Annotated in this window: 14 protein-coding genes and 1 riboswitch; of the genes, 6 read left to right on the top strand and 8 right to left on the bottom strand. The window is 74.9% G+C overall.

The genetic code is table 11. From position 1 onward, the window contains the following. Positions 1-31: 31 nt before the first annotated feature. The 4 genes from ACZ2G1_RS09095 to ACZ2G1_RS09080 all read right to left on the bottom strand — a co-directional run bounded on the left by ACZ2G1_RS09095 (position 32) and on the right by ACZ2G1_RS09080 (position 5,419). Positions 32-1,327 (bottom strand): aminotransferase-like domain-containing protein, encoded by a 1,296-nt coding sequence (locus ACZ2G1_RS09095; protein WP_260987099.1) that lies wholly within the window; start codon positions 1,325-1,327, stop codon positions 32-34. 4 nt (positions 1,328-1,331) lie between these two features. Further along, positions 1,332-2,546 (bottom strand): M24 family metallopeptidase, encoded by a 1,215-nt coding sequence (locus ACZ2G1_RS09090; RefSeq protein ID WP_017833067.1) that lies wholly within the window; start codon positions 2,544-2,546, stop codon positions 1,332-1,334. After that, a complete protein-coding gene (locus ACZ2G1_RS09085) occupies positions 2,536-3,999 on the bottom strand; it encodes an NAD-dependent succinate-semialdehyde dehydrogenase (protein WP_470377719.1) in 1,464 nt (487 codons plus the stop codon). Before ACZ2G1_RS09085 ends, ACZ2G1_RS09090 begins: the two co-directional genes overlap by 11 nt. 148 nt (positions 4,000-4,147) lie before the next feature. Continuing rightward, positions 4,148-5,419 carry an aspartate aminotransferase family protein gene (locus ACZ2G1_RS09080; RefSeq protein WP_035925578.1) on the bottom strand — a complete coding sequence of 424 codons (1,272 nt, stop codon included), beginning with the start codon at positions 5,417-5,419 and terminating at the stop codon, positions 4,148-4,150. 64 nt (positions 5,420-5,483) lie between these two features. On the opposite strand from ACZ2G1_RS09080, the gene ACZ2G1_RS09075 reads away from it, so the two are divergent. Then, complete coding sequence (locus ACZ2G1_RS09075) at positions 5,484-6,485, top strand: D-2-hydroxyacid dehydrogenase (RefSeq protein WP_470376597.1); 1,002 nt, start codon at positions 5,484-5,486, stop codon at positions 6,483-6,485. Positions 6,486-6,560: 75 nt separating this feature from the next. After that, on the top strand, positions 6,561-7,655 hold the full coding sequence (gene ald, locus ACZ2G1_RS09070; RefSeq protein ID WP_095649823.1) for an alanine dehydrogenase: 1,095 nt from the start codon (positions 6,561-6,563) through the stop codon (positions 7,653-7,655). Between the two features lie 25 nt (positions 7,656-7,680). Here ald and ACZ2G1_RS09065 read toward each other — a convergent pair whose 3' ends face one another. Then, positions 7,681-8,181, bottom strand: coding sequence for a MarR family winged helix-turn-helix transcriptional regulator (locus ACZ2G1_RS09065; protein ID WP_109268543.1), 501 nt, complete (start codon positions 8,179-8,181; stop codon positions 7,681-7,683). Between the two features lie 73 nt (positions 8,182-8,254). Between ACZ2G1_RS09065 and ACZ2G1_RS09060 the strand changes: the two genes are divergently transcribed. Further along, positions 8,255-10,189 (top strand): ABC transporter ATP-binding protein, encoded by a 1,935-nt coding sequence (locus ACZ2G1_RS09060; protein ID WP_109268542.1) that lies wholly within the window; start codon positions 8,255-8,257, stop codon positions 10,187-10,189. 17 nt (positions 10,190-10,206) lie between these two features. Here ACZ2G1_RS09060 and metE read toward each other — a convergent pair whose 3' ends face one another. Together metE and ACZ2G1_RS09050 are read right to left on the bottom strand one after the other, a co-directional pair. Next, complete coding sequence (gene metE, locus ACZ2G1_RS09055; RefSeq protein ID WP_095649821.1) at positions 10,207-12,612, bottom strand: 5-methyltetrahydropteroyltriglutamate--homocysteine S-methyltransferase; 2,406 nt, start codon at positions 12,610-12,612, stop codon at positions 10,207-10,209. Positions 12,613-12,668: 56 nt separating this feature from the next. Continuing rightward, positions 12,669-13,595, bottom strand: coding sequence for a methylenetetrahydrofolate reductase (locus ACZ2G1_RS09050; RefSeq protein WP_017833075.1), 927 nt, complete (start codon positions 13,593-13,595; stop codon positions 12,669-12,671). Between the two features lie 70 nt (positions 13,596-13,665). Then, positions 13,666-13,772: riboswitch (SAM riboswitch) on the bottom strand. Between the two features lie 251 nt (positions 13,773-14,023). Here ACZ2G1_RS09050 and ACZ2G1_RS09045 point away from each other — a divergent pair. Genes ACZ2G1_RS09045 through ACZ2G1_RS09035 form a run of 3 tightly spaced genes read left to right on the top strand, consistent with a single transcriptional unit; the run spans position 14,024 to position 15,297 of the window. Continuing rightward, a complete protein-coding gene (locus ACZ2G1_RS09045; protein ID WP_095649820.1) occupies positions 14,024-14,377 on the top strand; it encodes an ArsR/SmtB family transcription factor in 354 nt (117 codons plus the stop codon). A 3-nt stretch (positions 14,378-14,380) separates the two neighbouring features. Beyond that, entirely contained in the window at positions 14,381-14,878 is a 498-nt protein-coding gene (locus ACZ2G1_RS09040; RefSeq protein WP_095649819.1) for an SRPBCC family protein, read from the top strand. 2 nt (positions 14,879-14,880) lie between these two features. Next, positions 14,881-15,297, top strand: a complete 417-nt coding sequence (locus ACZ2G1_RS09035) for a VOC family protein (protein ID WP_017833078.1) — start codon at positions 14,881-14,883, stop codon at positions 15,295-15,297. Between the two features lie 82 nt (positions 15,298-15,379). Here ACZ2G1_RS09035 and ACZ2G1_RS09030 read toward each other — a convergent pair whose 3' ends face one another. Next, entirely contained in the window at positions 15,380-16,789 is a 1,410-nt protein-coding gene (locus tag ACZ2G1_RS09030) for an amino acid permease (protein ID WP_017833079.1), read from the bottom strand. Between the last annotated feature and the right edge of the window lie 156 nt (positions 16,790-16,945).

Here is a 16,945-nt window from a genome sequence, read left to right as displayed (position 1 = left end):
CCCGGCCGCCGGGTCCCGGGCCGGCCCGGTGCTACCGCCCCGTCAGCTCCGCCCGGGCGAGGTCCAGGGCCCGGGCCAGGCGCTGCACGCCCACCTCCGTGCGCTCCGGGCTGGTGGAGGCGAAGCACAGCCTGAAGGCGTCCTGGAACCGGCCCGAGGGGGACAGCGCGGGACCGGGGATGAAGGCGACCCCCTCGGCGAGGGCGATCTCGAACAGCCGGGGCGTGGCCACGGCCGCGTCGTCGCCCTGCAGGGTCACCCACAGGAAGAAGCCGCCCTCGGGGTCGGTCGTGACCACCCGGGAGCCCAGGTGACGGGCGATCGAGGCGTCCATGGCCTGTTTGCGCCGCCGGTACTCCGTGCGCAGGCCGGCCAGGTGGTCGTCGTAGCCGCCCTGACGCACGAACCGCTCCACGATGTGCTGACCGGGGACGTTCGTGCAGGTGTCCATGGCCTGCTTGCCGGCGATCAGCAGCCTCCGCAGCCGAGGGTCGGCGTCCACCCACCCCACGCGCAGCCCCGGGGCGAGGACCTTGGAGAAGGTCCGCACCGAGAACACGAGCGGGTCGTCCGGGCTGATCTCCCGGAACCCGGGGACGTCCTCGCCGGCGAAGCGCAGGCCCCCGTACGGGTCGTCGTCGATGATCACGGAGCCCCACCGGTGCGCGAGGTCCAGGAGGCGCCGCCGGCGCGGCTCGCTCAGCGTGGTGCCGGAGGGGTTCTGGAAGTTCGGGATCGTGTAGACCGCCCGCGGGGTGCGCCCCGTCTCGGCGACCAGCGTCTCGAGCGCGTCCACGTCCATGCCGTCCTCGTCGACCGGGACCTCGAGCAGGTCCGCGCCGTAGCTGAGGGCGGTGCCGGAGCCGTTCGTGTAGGTGGGGGACTCGACCACCACGAGGTCGCCCGGGTCCACGAAGAGCTTGAACGCGAGGTCCAGGCCCTGCATGCCGCCGGAGGTGATGACGAGCCGTTCGGGCCGGGTCGGCTCCGGGGTCGTGGAGTGGTGGGCCACGACGGTCTCGAGCAGACCGGGCTCGCCCTCCGTGGCCCCGTACGTGAACGAGCCGGCGCCGAGGACCTCGGCGGCGATCCGCCGGAACTGCTCCGTGGGGATCACCTCGGCGGCCGGGGCGCCCATCGCGAAGCGGACGATGTCGTGGGTCTGGGCGGCGAGCAGGGACGTCGAGGAGTCGATGACCGACCCCACGAGCCCGTCCGCCCGGCGGGCCAGGGGCAGCAGGCCCCGGGCGGGGTCGCCGCCCACCCCCGCGGTGGGGGCGGTGCGCAGGCCGGCCACGGTGGTGAGGGATGCGGCGGTGGTGGTCATGGGATCACTTCCTGATGAGGGCTCGGGGGAAGGAGGTCAGGGCCTCCGTCCCGGTGGCGGTGATGCGGATCGACTCGGAGACCTCGTAGCCGTACCCGGTCATCCACATGCCGCAGATGAGGTGGAACGTCATGTTCTCGGCGAGCACGCTCTCGTCCTCCGAGCGGATGCTGATGGTGCGCTCGCCCCAGTCGGGGGGATAGCCGATGCCCACGGAGTAGCCGAGCCGGCTGGGCTTCTCGAGCCCGAACTCCGCGAGCGCCCAGTTCCAGGTGCTCGCGAGCTCGCGCACCGGGACGCCCGCGGCGGTGACGTCGAGCACGGCCTCGAGCCCCGAGGCCACGGCCTCCTCGAGCAGGCCCAGCTCGGCCGTGGGCGGGCCGAGCATCACCGTGCGGGCCAGCGGCACGTGGTAGCGCCGGTGCACCCCGGCGAGCTCCACCACCACGGCGTCGCCCTCCCGCAGCACCCGGTCCGACCACGTGAGGTGCGGGGTGTCGGCGGAGGCCCCGGTGGGGAGCATCGGGACCATGGCCGGGAAGTCCCCCCACGCGTCGTCGACCCCCTCGACCTGGGCCCGGGCCACCTGCGCCGCGACGAGGTGCTGCGGGACCCCGGGCTCGATCGTGTCGATCGCGGCCTGCATCGCGGCCGTCGTGACGCGGGCGGCCGTGCGCAGGTACTGGATCTCCGCCGGGGACTTCACGGCGCGCACCCAGTTCACGAGGTCGAAGGCGTCCACGAGGGTCCACTCCGGGAGGGCGTTGACGAGCGAGCGGTAGCCCTTGGGGGAGAAGAAGTGGGAGTCCATCTCCAGGCCCACGCACCCCCGGGCGGCCGGGGCGACCCGGCCGCGGCGGCGCAGGGCGAAGGCCACCCAGTCGAAGGGGTGCAGGTGCGGGCGGTGCACGTAGCGCTCGGGGTAGCCGACGATCTGCCCGGGGTCCAGCCGGGCCGTGCGGAACGCGCCGTTGGCGTCCATCTCCCGCAGGAACAGCAGCAGCTCGCCCTCCGCCGGCACGAACAGCAGCTGCGGGGTGTAGAAGGACCAGGCGTCGTAGCCCGTCAGGTAGAACAGGTTCGCGGGGTCGGTCACCAGCAGCGCGCCCAGGCCCTGCTCCGCCATCCGCCCCCGCACCGCGCGCAGCCGGGCGGCGTACTCCGCGTCGGGGAACAGCGCGGGGCGGACGTCCGGACCGGCCACGGTGTCATCGGCCACGGGGCACCGCCGTGTACTTCGTCTCGAGGAACTCCTCGATCCCCGTGCGGCCGCCCTCGCGCCCGAGGCCCGAGGCCTTGACCCCGCCGAAGGGCGCCGCCGGGTTGGAGACCAGCCCCGTGTTGATCCCGACCATGCCGACCTCGAGGGCCTCGCTGACGCGGAAGCTGCGGTCCACGTCGCGGGTGAAGAGGTAGCCCACGAGCCCCCACGGGGTGTCGTTGGCCCACCCGAGCACCTGCTCCTCGGAGTCGAACGCCACCACGGGCGCCACCGGCCCGAAGATCTCCTGGGACATGAGCGCGGCCTCGGGGCTGACCCCGGACAGCACGGTGGGGGCGTAGAACCAGCCCCGGCCCCCGGCCCGGCGTCCCCCGCACAGCACGGACGCCCCCCGGGCCAGGGCGTCGTCCACGAGCTCCTCCACCTTGGCCAGAGCCTTCTCCTCGACGAGGGGGCCCACCTGGGTGCCCTGGGCCACGCCGTGGCCCACGGTGAGGGAGCCCATGCGCTCCGCGAGGCGTGCGGAGAACTCCCCGGCCACGGAGCGGTGGACGAACAGGCGGTTGGCCGCCGTGCAGGCCTCGACCATGTTGCGCATCTTCGCGGTCATCGCGGCCTCGACCGCCACGTCGAGGTCGGCGTCCTCGAACACGATGAAGGGGGCGTTGCCGCCCAGCTCCATGGACGAGCGCATGACGTGCTGGGCCGCCTGCTCGAGCAGCCGCACCCCCACCTCGGTGGAGCCGGTGAAGGAGATCTTGCGGGCGATCCCCGAGGACATCCAGGGCCCGACCACCGAGGAGGCCCTCGAGGTGCACACGACGTTGAGCACCCCCGCCGGCAGTCCGGCCTCCACCAGGACGTCCACGAGGGCCAGGGAGGACAGCGGCGTGAGGTTCGCGGGCTTGAAGACCATCGTGCAGCCGGCCGCGACGGCCGGGCCGATCTTGCGGGTGCCCATGGCCAGCGGGAAGTTCCACGGGGTGACCAGCACGCAGGGTCCCACCGGCTCCTTGGAGACCAGGATCCGGGTCCTCCCGTCCCCCGAGAGGGTCATGTCCCCGCCGATCCGCACGGCCTCTTCGGAGAACCAGCGGAAGAACTCGGCGGCGTAGGCGACCTCCCCGCGGGCCTCGGCGAGGGGCTTGCCCATCTCCGTGGACATCACCAGCGCGAGCTCGTCCCGGCGGGCCATGATGAGGTCGTGGGAGCGGCGCAGGATCTCGCCGCGCTCGCGGGGCGCGGTCCGCGCCCAGTCCTTCTGGGCCCGCCCCGCGGCCTCGATCGCCCGGACGGCGTCCTCCGGGCCGCCGTCCGCCACCGTGGCGACGACCTCCTCGGTGGCCGGGTCCACCACGTCGAAGCGGCGCCCGGAGGCGGCCTCGGTCCACTCGCCGTCGACGAAGACCCCAGTGCTGACCCCGGCGACGGCCTCCCGGGACCGGCGCAGGACGTCCTCGGAGGCGGTGATGGGGGCGGTGGTGGGGGCGGCGGAGTCGGTCACGGGGTGTCCTTCCGGTCGGGATCGGCGCGGGGTGCGGCGCGGGGTCCGAGGCGGGATCCGGTGCGTCCGGGCGCGGTGCGGGACGGGGCGGGGCTCATGCGGTCGCCGCCGCCCCGGCGAGGACCTCGGCCAGGGCGGCCTCGAAGCGCTCGAGGCCCGTGCGGATCTCCTGCTCGGAGACCACCAGCGCGGGGATCAGCCGGACCACGTTGCCGGCCGGCCCGCACGTCAGGGTGAGCAACCCGTGGCCGGTGGTGGCCTGCTGCACGGCGAGCGCGGCGGCGGCGTCCGGGGAGCCGTCCTCCTGTGCGAATTCGACGCCCTGCATCAGCCCGCGGCCGCGGACGTCGCTGATCCCGGGGTAGCGCTGCTGCAGGGGCCGCAGCCCCGCCTGCAGCTGGTCCCCGCGGACCCGCGCGTTCTCCACCAGGTGCTCGTCGCGGACCACGTCCAGGGTGGCGCAGGCCGCCGCGGCGGCCACGGCGTTGCCGCCGTAGGTCCCGCCCTGCGACCCGGGCCAGCCCCGCTCCATCAGCGCGGTCGGCGCCGCGATCGCGGAGATCGGGAAGCCCGAGGCGAGGCCCTTCGCGGTGATCAGCACGTCCGGGACCACGTCCGCGAACTGGTGGCCCCAGAACCGCCCGGTCCGCCCCACCCCGGCCTGCACCTCGTCCAGCACCAGCAGGATCCCGTGCCGGTCCGCCCGCTCCCGCAGCCCCTCGAGGAAGGCCGGCGGGGTGGGCAGGTAGCCGCCGTCGCCGAGCACGGGCTCGATCAGGAGGGCCGCGGTGTCCTCGGGCGCCGTCCGGGTCACCAGGAGGTAGTCCAGCTCCCGCAGGGCGAAGTCGACCGCCGTCCGCTCGTCCCACCCGTAGCGGTGGGCGTAGGGGAACGGGGCCATGTGCACCCCGCCCATGAGCGGGGAGAAGCCGGCGGAGAACCGGGTGCCGGCGGTGGTGAGCGTCGCCGCGGCCACCGTGCGGCCGTGGAAGCCGCCCTGGAAGACCACCACGTTGGGCCGGCCCGTGGCCATCCGGGCCAGCCGCACCGCGGCCTCGACCGCCTCGGAGCCGGAGTTGGCGTAGAACACGGAGTCCAGGCCCGGCGGCAGGACCTCGCCCAGCTTCTCGGTGAGCTCGAGCAGCGGGGGGTGCAGCACGGTCGTGTACTGGGCGTGGATGACCCGGCCGACCTGCTCGCGGGCCGCCTCGACCACCCGGGGGTGGCAGTGGCCCGTGCTGGTCACCCCGATCCCGGTGGTGAAGTCCAGGTACTCGCGCCCGTCCGTGCCGGAGATCCAGCAGCCCCGGGCGGAGTCGACGACGACCGGGGTCGCCTGCTTCAGGAGCGGACTCAGTGAGGTCATGGCCCATCATGGGAACAGCCCGTGCAGATTGTCAACAATCGGACCGCCCCCGTAGGGTGGCCCCATGAGCACCGTGCGCGAGCCGCCCCGAGTCGTCGTGCTGACCGCCGAGGGCACGCCACCGCCCGGCAACGAGGACGCCCTCCGGGCCCTCGCCGATGTCACGGTGGTGACGAGCGAAGGCCTCGCCGACGCCCTCGCGGGGACCGGCGGGCGGCGCCCGGCGGAGGTGCTGCTGCTGTGGGACTTCTTCTCGGACGCGCTCGCCGGCGCGTGGGACGCCGCGACGGGGCTGCGCTGGGTGCACGTCGCGGCCGCCGGGGTGGACGCCGTGCTGTTCCCGGCGCTGCGCTCCTCGGCGGTGCTGGTGACCAACGCGCACGGCGTCTTCGACCGGCCCATCGCCGAGTTCGTCCTCGCCGCGGTCCTGGCCCAGGACAAGCAGCTGCACCGGAGCGCGCGGCTGCAGCGCGAGCACCGGTGGGTGCACCGCGAGCTGCGGCGCACCCAGGGCTCCACGGCCCTCGTCGTGGGCACCGGGGGGATCGGCCGCGCCACCGCCAGGCTGCTGCGGGCGGTGGGGGTGGAGGTCCGCGGCGCCGGGCGCACGGCGCGGACGGAGGACCCGGACTTCGGGACCGTCGTCCCCGCCGCCGAGCTGGCCGAGCACGCCGGGTGGGCGGACCACGTGGTGCTGGCCGCCCCGCTGACCGGGCGGACGCACGGGATCGTGGGCCCCCGGGTGCTCGCGGCGATGTCCCCGCACGCCCACCTCGTGAACGTGGGCCGGGGCGCGCTGGTGGACGAGGACGCGCTGCTGGAGGCCCTCCGGGCGGGGCGTCCGGCCGCCGCGACCCTGGACGTCTTCGACACGGAGCCCCTTCCGCGGGACCACCCCTTCTGGGCGATGGACAATGTGCACGTGTCCGCGCACATGTGCGGGGACGTGGAGGGGTGGCGGGACGAGCTCGCCGCCCAGTTCGAGGACAACCTCCGGCGCTGGACGGCCGGGGAGCGGCTGGTCGACCAGGTGGACAAGAACGCCGGCTACGTCCGCTCCCGGTGAGGGGGCGGCGGGACCGCCGGCGACGGCGCCGCGGGTCCCGTGCCGGCGGGCCACGACGAGAGGAGAGCACGGACCATGCGCGTAGCAGTTCCCAGAGAGATCAAGCCGGCCGAGCGGCGGGTGGGCCTCGTGCCCGCCGGGGTGACCCAGCTCGTGCGGGACGGCCACGAGGTGCTCGTGGAGACCGGCGCGGGGGAGGGCTCCGGGTTCGACGACGACGCCTACACCGCCGCGGGGGCCGAGGTGGTCGACCGGTCCGCCGTGTGGGAGCGGGCGGAGCTGCTGGTCAAGGTGAAGGAGCCGGTGGCCGAGGAGTACGGCTTCCTGCGCCCCGACCTCACGCTCTTCGCGTACCTGCACCTGGCCGCCGATCGCCCGCTCACCGAGGCGCTGCTGGAGGCGGGCACCACCGCCGTGGCCTTCGAGACCGTCCGCGCCGGCCGGACCCTGCCCCTGCTCCAGCCGATGTCCGAGATCGCGGGCCGGCTCGCCGCGCAGTCCGCCGCCCACCACCTGCAGTCCAACGCCGGCGGCCCCGGGCTCCTGATGGGCGGGGTCCCCGGCGTCGCCGCGGCCAAGGTCGTGGTGGTCGGCGGCGGGGTCGTGGGCACGCAGGCCGCCCTGATGGCCTCGGGGCTGATGGCCGACGTCACGGTGCTCGACGCCAACGGCGTGCGGATCCGCGAGCTCACCGACCTGCTCGGGCACCGGGCCCGCGTGCTGATGAGCGACGAGCACGTGCTCGAGGAGGAGATCTCCGGGGCGGACGTGGTGATCGGGGCGGTGCTCGTCCCGGGGGCGGCGGCGCCCAAGCTCGTGCGCCGCGAGCACCTCGCGGTGCTGCACGACCACGCCCTGCTCGTGGACGTCGCCATCGACCAGGGCGGGTGCTTCGAGACCTCCCACCCGACCACCTACGACGACCCGACGTTCGAGGTGGACGGCATCACCCACTACTGCGTGGCGAACATGCCCGGCGCCGTGCCGCGCACCGCGACCCGGGCCCTCGCCAACGCCACCACGCCCTATCTGCGGCGCCTGGCCCGCGGCCCGGAGCAGGCCCTGGCCGCCGATCCGGAGTTCGCGGCCGGGCTCAACACGGCCGCCGGGCGGATCCGGCACGCCGGGGTGGCGGAGGCCTTCGCGGACCTGCCCGCGCAGCTGGACTGAGTCCCGGCGGACGTCCCGCCGGGGCTCAGTCCGGCGCCGGGCCGTCCGCCGTGAGCAGGCGGAGCAGCCGCTCCAGCTCGACCCGGTCCTCCGGGGCCAGCCGCGAGAAGTACTCCTCGGACTCCCGGCGCCGGTCCTCCCGGACCCGCTCGCGCAGACCGGTGCCCCGGGGCGTCAGCGCCACCAGTGTGGCCCGCCGGTCGGACGGGTCCGGGACCCGTTCCACGAGCCCCTTCTGCTCGAGCAGGTCCACCACCTCCGTGGCGGACCGCGGGGCGATGCGCAGGGCCTCGGCGAGGTCCTTCACCCGCAGGCTGGCGGACCCGCCGCCGTGGCGGCAGGTCCCGGCCGGGCCTTGCCGGTGCCCCGGCTCACCGGCACATCCGGCGAGGGCGTCGAGCGCCCGGAACTGGTGCGGGGTCAGTCCGAAGGGGGCCAGCTGCTCGGCCCACCGGCGGCGCAGCCGGCGGAAGACGGCGTGCAGCAGGTCCCCCAGGCGGGCCGGATCCGGAGCGTCGTTGGGCATGGCGTCATCCTATCCCCATTGCGGGTTACCTCATAGAGAGGTAACCTCCTTGATAGTTCCCGAGGAGGATCCCATGGCGACGACCCAGCACCCCGCGCGCGTCCGCACCCCGGCGCACGACGGCGGAGGCACCCCGGCCGACAGCCCGGGCGTCCTGCCCGGCGCCGGCCCCGGAGGCGGCGGGGGCGGAGGTCGGCCTGCGCGCCGGAACCCCGCGGACCGGACGCAGCTCGCCCGGCACCCCGTCAGCCCGCGCCGGATCGCGGCGCTGTTCGCCCCGCACCGGGGCACGATCGCGCTCGTCGTCGTGCTCATCACCGCGTCCTCGGTCGTCAACCTCGCCCAGCCGTTCCTGGTCCGCGGCGTGATCGACGACGCCCTGCCGGGCGGCGACACCCGCCTGCTGGTGCTGCTCACCGCCTCGATGGTCGGGGTCGCGGCGCTCACCTCCGTGATCGGCGTGGTCCAGACCTGGATGGCCACCGCCATGGGCCAGCAGGTGATGCACGCGCTGCGCGTGCAGCTCTTCACCCACCTGCAGGCCCAGTCCCTGGGGTTCTTCACCCGGACCCGGGGCGGGGAGGTGCAGTCGCGGCTCACGCACGACATCGCGGGGATGCAGTCCGTGGTCACCAGCTCCGCCACGGGCGTGGCGTCCAACCTCACCACCGCCGTGGCGACGGCCGTGGCCATGGTGGCGCTGTCCCCGGCGATGAGCCTCGTCTCCCTGGTGGTGCTGCCGCCGGCGATCTGGCTCTCCCGCCGCGTGGCCCTGATCCGCCGGGACGTCACCGACGAGCGCCAGCGGGAGCTCGCCGCGCTCCACACCCAGGTGGAGGAGGGGCTGTCCGTCTCGGGGGTCCGCCTGGCCAAGACCCTGGGCACCACCGCGCGGGACGCGGAGCGCTTCACCGAGCGCTCCGACCGGCTCGTGGGCCTGGAGCTGCGCAGCCAGCTGGCCGGGCGCTGGCGGATGGCCACCATGCAGATCGTCTTCGCCGCCATCCCCGCCGTGATCTACCTGGCCGCCGGCTTCCCGGCCACCAGCGGCGGCATGACCATCGGCACCCTCGTGGCGTTCACCGCCCTGCAGGGGACCATCTTCCGGCCCGTCATGGGTCTGCTGAACATCGGCGTGCAGTGGGTGTCCGCGCTGGCCTTCTTCAGCAGGATCTTCGAGTACCTCGACCTCGAGCCGCAGATCGTCCCGCCCGCCGCGCCCGTCCGGCTGGACCCGGCCGCCGTGCGCGGCGAGGTCCGGTTCGAGGGCGTGCGCCACGCCTACGACGACGGGGCCGACGTCCTGCACGAGCTCGACCTGGTGCTGCCGGCGGGCACCACCACGGCGGTGGTCGGACCCACCGGCTCGGGCAAGAGCACCCTCGGCTCCCTGCTGCCGCGGCTCAACGACGTCGCCCGCGGCAGGGTGACGATCGACGGCGTCGACGTGCGGGAGATCGATCCGGCGGACCTCGCCCGGATCGTGGGCGTCGTCTCCCAGGAGACCTACCTGGTGCACGCCACGGTGCGCGCGAACCTGCTGCTGGCCGATCCGGACGCCTCCGACGCCGAGCTGTGGGCCGCCCTGGGCGCCGCGCGCGTCGCCGACACCGTCGCCGGGCTGCCGGATGGGCTGGACACCGTGGTCGGCGCGCGCGGCCACCGCTTCTCCGGCGGAGAGCAGCAGCGCCTGGCCATCGCCCGGACCGTGCTGCGCAACCCGCCCGTGCTGGTCCTCGACGAGGCCACCAGCGCGCTGGACAACACCACCGAGGCGCAGGTCCAGGAGGCCCTCGACCGGCTGGCCGCCGGCCGCACGACCCTGACCATCGCGCACCGGCTCTCCACGGTCGAGAACGCCGACCAGGTCGTGGTGCTCGAGGGCGGACGCATCGTCGAGCGGGGCGCGCCGCGGGAGCTGCGCGCGGCCGGCGGCCCGTTCGCCCGGCTGGCCGCCCGGACCGGCCCGGCCGGCGGCGCCGGCCCGCGCCCCGGCGCCGCCTCCTGACCCGCGGGAGCCCGGGGTCAGCCGCGCGTGCCGTGCTGGACGATCAGCGGCCGGCCGGCGGGCTGCGCCACCCGCTCGCGCGCCGTCCGGGCCGCCGCCACGAGGTGCTCCAGCGACGCCCTCGTCTCCTCGTAGCCGCGGGTCTTCAGGCCGCAGTCCGGGTTGACCCACAGGGTCCGCGCCGGGACGTGCTCGAGGGCCCGCTCGAGCAGCTGCTCGATCTCCTCCTGGGAGGGCACGCGCGGGGAGTGGATGTCCCACACGCCCGGCCCGATGCCCCGGGAGAAGCCGGCGGCCTCGAGGTCGGTCAGCACCTCCATCCGGGACCGGGCCGCCTCGATGCTCGTGACGTCGGCGTCCAGGCCGTCGATCGCCCCCACCACCTCGCCGAACTCCGAGTAGCACAGGTGGGTGTGGATCTGGGTCTCGTCCCGCACCCCCGAGGTGGCCAGGCGGAACGCGTCCACCGACCAGCCGAGGTAGGCGGGCTGGTCCGCGCGGCGCAGCGGCAGCAGCTCCCGCAGCGCCGGCTCGTCCACCTGGATGATCCCGATCCCGGCGGCCTCGAGGTCCGCGACCTCGTCCCGCAGCGCGAGCGCCACCTGGTTCGCCGTCTCGCCGAGCGGCTGGTCGTCGCGCACGAAGGACCACGCGAGGATCGTCACCGGGCCAGTCAGCATGCCCTTGACCGGCTTGTCGGTGAGGGACTGGGCGTGGCCGATCCACGGCACCGTGAACGCCTCGCCGCGCAGGCCCGGACCCTCCCGGCTGACGTCGCCCCACAGGATCGACGGGCGGGTGCAGCGGGAGCCGTAGGACTGGACCCAGCCGTGGACGGTGGTCGCGAAGCCGTCGAGGTGCTCGGCGAAGTACTGGACCATGTCGTTGCGCTCCGGCTCGCCGTGCACCAGCACGTCCAGGCCCAGCTCCTCCTGCAGCCGCACGACCCGCTCGATCTCCTCCCGCAGGAAGGCGTCGTACTGCGCGTCCGTCAGGGCGCCGGCGCGGTGCCGGGCGCGGGCGGCACGGACCTCGGCGGTCTGGGGGAAGGATCCGATCGTGGTGGTGGGCAGCGGGGGCAGGGGGCCGGAGGCCGTGAAGGCCCGGCCGTCCTGGGCGCTCCGGCGGACCTCCGCGGCAGACCGTCCGATGTCCGCGGCGGTCAGCGACCCGGCGCGCTCGCGCACGGCCGCGTCCCGGACCCCTGCGGCGTCCTGCCGGGTGCGGCGGGCCTCGGCGGCCTCGGCCAGCTCCGGCGCGACCGCCTCTGTCCCGGCGGCGAGACCGCGGGCCAGGGTGACGATCTCGCCGACCTTCTGGTCGGCGAAGGCGAGCCAGCTCCGCAGCTGCGGGTCCAGCCGGGTCTCCTCGGCCACGTCGTGCGGGACGTGGAACAGGGACGTGGAGGAGGCCACGGACACCTGGGCGCCCCCGCGGGCCAGCTCCGCGAGCTGGTCGAGCCGGCCGGCCAGGTCGGCCCGCCACACATTGTGCCCGTCCACGGCGCCGGCCACGAGCACGGCGGAGTCCTCGCCCCGGAAGAGCTCCAGCTCCTCGGCGGTGGGGGCGGCGCCCTTGACGAGGTCGAGGTGCAGGGCCTCCACCCCGGAGCAGGCCAGCGGGTGCAGCAGCGGCCCGGGGGAGCCGTAGGACGTGGTGACGAACAGCTGCGGGCGCCCGGTCACGGCGGTCAGGCCCGTGTAGGCGTCCCACACGGACGAGGCGAGCTGCTCGCCGGTGACGTCCTGGTCCGCCACGAGGGCCGGCTCCTCCAGCTGCACCCAGTCCGCGCCGGCGGCGGCGAGCTCCTGGAGCAGCCGCGCGTACACGGGCAGCAGCTCGGGGAGCCGCTGCAGCGGGTCGAAGCCCGCGGGGGCGTCGTCGTCGGCCTTGGCGAGGAGGAGGAAGGACACCGGGCCCACGAGGACCGGGCGGACGGTGAAGCCGTGCGCGGCGGCACGGCGGACGTCGGCCACGAGCCGGTCGGCGGTGGCGCGGAGCGGGGTCTCCGGGCCGATCTCGGGCACGAGGTAGTGGTAGTTGGTGTCGAACCACTTGGTCAGCTCGAGGGGAGCGCGCCCGGCGTCGCCGCGGGCCAGCACGAAGCTCGCGTCGAGGCCGAGCCGGCCCTCGGCGTCGGCGAGATCGGCGAAGCGGGCCGGCACCGCCCCGAGGGCCACGGTGGTGTCCAGGACCTGGTCGTAGAGGGGGAACGCCGCGGGCAGGGACGAGTCCCGGGCGCCGAGGCCCAGCTCCACGAGCCGGCGGTGGGTCGCCAGCTGCAGGTCGGCGGCCGCAGACTCGAGCTCCTCGCGGGTCGAGCGCCCGGCCCAGTAGGCCTCCAGGGCCTTCTTCAGCTCGCGGCGGCGGCCGATCCGGGGGTAGCCGGTGATGGTGGCGGCGGGGAACGGGACAGTGGTCATGGTGGTCTCCTGAAGGGGTGTCGAGGGGTCGTGCGGAACGGTGGGTGGGCGCGTGCTCAGGCGGGGAGCAGAAGGTCCTCGAGCGCGACGGGCACGTGCGGGACGCGCGGGAGGTCCACGTGCTCCAGCAGGTCGAGCGCGGCCCCGTGCTCGTTGAAGGTGTAGAGGTGCAGCCCGGGGGCGCCGGCGTCCAGGGCGGCGCGGGCCAGCCGCGCCGCGAAGGCCACGCCGGCGCGGTGCCGCTCGGCAGGACCGGGCGCGTCCTCCAGCGCGGCGGCCAGGCCCGGGTGGGGCGCCAGGCCCGCCAGCCGGCACAGCGTCCGGAGCCGCCGCGGGTCGGTGACCGGCATGATCCCCGGGACGATCGGGATCGTCACCCCGGCCGCCCGCGCCGCCGCGACCAGGCGCTCGTAGCGCTGCGGGCGGAAGTAGACCTGCGTGATCGCGAAGTCCGCCCCGGAGCGCTGCTTGGCCAGCAGCACCTCGACGTCGTGCCGGAAGGACGGCGACTCCGGGTGCCGGGTCGGGTAGGCGGCCACGCCCACGGCGAGCCGGCCGGCCGCCAGGGCCGCGGTGTGGCGCTGCTCGACCTCGCGCACGAGCTCCACGAGCTCGCCGGCGTGCCGCAGCTCGCCCGGCTCGGCCCCCGGGTCGAGGTCGCCGCGCAGGGCCAGGACGCCCCGGACGCCGCGGCGGACCAGTGCGGCCACGGTCTGCTCCAGCTCGGCCCGGGTGCTGCCGACGCACGTCAGGTGGGCCAGGGGCCGCAGGCTCGTGCGCGCCAGGAGGTGGTCGAGCAGGGCGAGCGAGCTGTCCCGGCGCTGCTCGTCCCCGCTGTACGTCACCGAGACGTGGTCGGGACGGGTGGGCTCGAGCTCCTCGATGGTCCGCAGCAGCGTGTCGGCGCTCGCCGCGCTGCGCGGCGGATAGAGCTCGTAGGACAGGGACGGCGGCGCCGGCCGGGCGGTCGGGCGTGGTGTCACGTTCTTCCTCCAAGGGTCACCCCGAGGGAGGGCAGCAGCCGTCCCGGAGTGGACCCGGGAGGCTGCGACAGCTCCATCGGTCCTGGCGGGAGCACCGTTCCGCGCACCCCGTGGCGGGGGCGCGGATGGTTGCTGCGGCGTCGACGAGCCAGGTCTCTCGGCCGCTCTGGATAGATGCAGGACCCATTCCAGCGGCTGCCCCGCCGCGCTGCCAAGTGCGGGCGCCCAGAAGACGCCGGTGCGCCGACTGTGACGACCGCGGCGTCACAGGACGCAACACGGACGCGCGACGACGCACCGGCGGCGAGGCCCATGAGGAGCGCAGGTCCGGGGCCGTCACGATCCGGTCTCGGGTCTTGCCGGGCCGGGGCGGGCGGCCTAGTCTTTGACAACCAACAGGTTGATCAAGGAATCAGTTGACGAACACCGTGGATCCCGGCGACGACGAGCTCGACAGGGCCTTCCTGGCCCTGGCCGACCCGGTCCGCCGCCGCATCGTCGCCCGGCTCAGCCGCGGACCGGCCACGGTCACCGAACTGGCGGAACCCTTCGCGATCTCCCTCCAGGCGGTCTCGAAGCACATCCAGGTCCTCGAGCAGGCGCAGCTCGTCACGCGCACCCGTGACGCCCAGCGCCGGCCCGTCCACCTGGACCCCGCACGGCTCGAGGCGCTCACCGCGTGGATCGACCGGTACCGGCTGGTCCGGGAGGAGCAGTTCCGCCGCCTCGACGCCGTGCTCGACACCCGAGCCGCGGACCGCGGCCAGCACACCCAGGACTGAACCATGGGACACGCACTGCACCTGACCGTCCCCGACGGCCTGCCCTTCATCGACTTCGAGCGCGAGTTCGACCACCCCGTGGCCGACGTCTTCCGCGCCCACGCCGACCCCGAGCTGTTCCGGCAGTGGATCGGGCCGCGCGGGCTGCGGACCCGGATCGACGGCTTCGAGTTCCGCCCCGGCGGCGCCTACCGGTTCGTCCAGCGCGGCGAGGACAGCACCGAGGAGTACGCCTTCCGCGGCGTCTTCCACACGGTGCGCGAGAACGAGCTCGTGGTCCAGACCTTCGAGTACGAGGACTGGCCCGACGCCGTGGACCTGGAGTACCTGCATTTCGAGGACCTGGGCGACGGCCGGTGCCGGCTGCGCGGGCACACCGTCCACGCGTCCCAGGAGGCCCGCGACGGGATGGTCGGATCCGGCATGGAGAAGGGCGTGGCCGAGGGCTACGAGCGGCTCGAGGAGCTGCTGGGCGGGCGGACCGCGCAGGGCGGGGTCTGACCGTGGACTGGACGCTCGAGGTGGTGCTGGTGCCGGTGCGCGACGTCGACCGGGCCGTGGAGTTCTACCGGGACCAGGTCGGCTTCCACCTCGACCACCACACCACCACCGAGCAGATGGACATCGCCCAGCTGACCCCGCCCGGGTCCGGCTGCTCGATCGTGGTGGGCAACCTCCCCGCCCACCGGGAGATGGCCCCCGGATCCCTGCGCGGGCTCCAGCTGGTGGTCGCGGACGCCCGGGCGGCCCGCGAGGAGCTGCTGTCCCGGGGCGTGGAGGTGAGCGGGATCACGGTGCTCGACGAGCGGGACGGCGGCACCGTCTTCGGCTTCAGCGACCCCGACGGCAACTCGTGGGCGGTCCAGGAGCTGCGGGTCCGCGCCGAGCGCCCGCTGATCCCGCCGGAGCACCGCCTCTGACACCGTCACCGGCGCCGGCGACGGCCGCGCACCGCGGCATGTCCTGTGCCCGTGGCCCCGGCGGAGCCGCGGCTCCGCCGGATCAGTCCTGCGGGGCGTGCTCGGCCCGGCGGCCGAGCACCTTCGAGGCCAGGGCGATGAGCGCCACCAGCCCGGCCGTGAGCAGGAGCTGGCCCCGCACGGCGCCGTCGAGCAGCCCGAGCAGGACGATCCCGGCGAGGAGCGCCAGCGCCAGGTACGACAGCCACGGGAAGGCCCACATCCGCAGGGGCAGCTCGGTGCCGTCCCGGTCCGCGCGGCGGCGCAGGACGATCTGCGAGACCAGGGCGAGCCCCCAGACGACCAGGCAGGTCGCGCCCACGGTGTTGAGCATCCACAGCAGCACGGTCTCGGGCCACAGGTAGTTCAGCACCACGGCGGCGAAGCCGAAGAGCACGGAGACGACCACCGCGCTCCGGGGGACCCCGCGGTCGGAGACGTCGGCGAAGGCCCGCGGCGCCGAGCCGCGGCGGGCCAGCGACCAGAGCATCCGGGACGCGCCGTAGATGTTCGCGTTGAGGGCCGAGAGCAGCGCCAGGATGATGACCACGGCCATCAGCACGTCCGCGCCGGGCACCCCGGCGGTCTCCAGCACGGCCACGAACGGGCTGACCGAGAGCTGCTCGTCGTTCCACGGCAGCACCAGGACCATGACGGTCACGGCGCCCACGTAGAAGACGAGGATCCGGACCAGGATGGTGCGCACGGCGCGGGCCACGTTGCGCTGCGGGTCCTCGGTCTCCGCGGCGGCGATGGTCACGAGCTCCGTGCCGCCGAACGCGAAGACCACCACGAGCAGCGCGGCGGCCACCCCGGTCGGGCCGTGGGGCAGGAAGCCGCCGTGGGCGGTGAGGTTCGCGAGCCCCGGGGAGGGCTCCTCGGTCAGGCCCAGGAGCACGGCGATCCCGACCGCGAGGAAGGCCAGCACCGCGAGCACCTTCATCAGCGCGAACCAGAACTCGGTCTCCCCGAGCGTGCGCACCCGCACCAGGTTGATCGCCGTGAACACCACCATGAACAGCAGCGCCAGCACCCACTGCTCGGCCACCGGCCACAGCTCCGCGAGCAGCTGGGCCGCGGCCGTGGCCTCCGCCGCGACCACCACCACGATCTGCGCCCACCACAGCCAGCCGAGGGTGCGTCCCACGGTGCGGCCCATGGCCTTCTCGGCGTAGGTGGAGAACGCGCCGGGGGACGGATCCGCGGCGGCCATCTCGCCCAGCGCCCGCATCACGAGCACGAGCAGCACGCACGCCACCAGGAAGGACAGCAGCACCGCCGGCCCGGCGGTGCGGATCGCGGCGCCCGTGCCGATGAACAGGCCGGTGCCGATCGCGCTGCCCAGGGCCATCATCACGAGGTGCCGGGCCTTGAGGTGGGTGCCCGGGGCGGCCGCGGGCGCGGAGGACGGGGACCCGCCCGGGGTCCACGTGGAAGGGGAACTCATGAGCATCGAGGGTATCGGACCGCGGTGGCCGCCGGACGGGGCGGCGGATGCCGGTCCCGGGTCACGGCCCGCTAGACTTGCACGGTACGAGCCCCTGGGTCTCCTCCTGTCGGCGTCGCGCCGTCCCGGTCGCGCGGGTGGGAGCGGGCCGACGCAGGGGCG

The sequence above is a fragment of the Kocuria sp. KKT182 genome (genome assembly GCF_055635395.1).
Note: the sequence above shows the minus strand (reverse complement) of the source record. Positions and strands in the feature narration are given on the sequence as shown.